Genomic DNA, 835 nt, shown 5'->3' with positions numbered 1-835 from the left:
CCCCCGGATCACAGCTCGGTTGACAACTCCCCGGGGTCTATCGCGGCCTCCCACGTCCTTCATCGGTTCCTGGTGCCAAGGCATCCACCGTGCGCCCTTAAAAACTTGGCCACAGATGCTCGCGTCCACTGTGCAGTTCTCAAACAACAACCAGCCACCCACCACCCCACACCACCGTGCGAGTTCACTGGGACCGGCACCGAAGGACAGGCCAACAGCCCGCACCCTCAGACACCCAACAGCGCGCCCGACACCCTCACCCGACAATCACGTTCCACACTCCGAAGAGTAGTACTAGCCATCACCGTGCAAGAGTGCCGAATAGTCAACGTTCCACCCATGAGCAACCCACCGTCAGACATTCGCTGACGTAGTAGGCCTTGGCTACCGTATGCGGCAGCAAGATGCTCCTTAGAAAGGAGGTGATCCAGCCGCACCTTCCGGTACGGCTACCTTGTTACGACTTCGTCCCAATCGCCAGTCCCACCTTCGACGATTCCCTCCCACAAGGGGTTGGGCCACCGGCTTCGGGTGTTACCGACTTTCGTGACGTGACGGGCGGTGTGTACAAGGCCCGGGAACGTATTCACCGCAGCAATGCTGATCTGCGATTACTAGCGACTCCGACTTCATGGGGTCGAGTTGCAGACCCCAATCCGAACTGAGACCGGCTTTTTGAGATTCGCTCCACCTCACGGCATCGCAGCTCATTGTACCGGCCATTGTAGCACGTGTGCAGCCCAAGACATAAGGGGCATGATGACTTGACGTCGTCCCCACCTTCCTCCGAGTTGACCCCGGCAGTCTCCCGTGAGTCCCCAACCTCCCAAAGGAG

2 rRNA genes are annotated in these 835 nt (G+C 59.3%); both read right to left on the bottom strand.

From position 1 onward, the window contains the following. Window positions 1–111 (bottom strand): 23S ribosomal RNA (locus AB8Z75_RS34860); the annotation flags it as partial. Window positions 112–415: 304 nt separating this feature from the next. Continuing rightward, a 16S ribosomal RNA gene (locus AB8Z75_RS34855) occupies window positions 416–835 on the bottom strand; the annotation flags it as partial.

The organism is Streptomyces sp. PU-14G, assembly GCF_041028275.1.
Classification (GTDB): domain Bacteria; phylum Actinomycetota; class Actinomycetes; order Streptomycetales; family Streptomycetaceae; genus Streptomyces.
The sequence above is the reverse complement of the archived record's forward strand: the minus strand, read 5'-3'. Positions and strand labels throughout refer to the sequence as shown.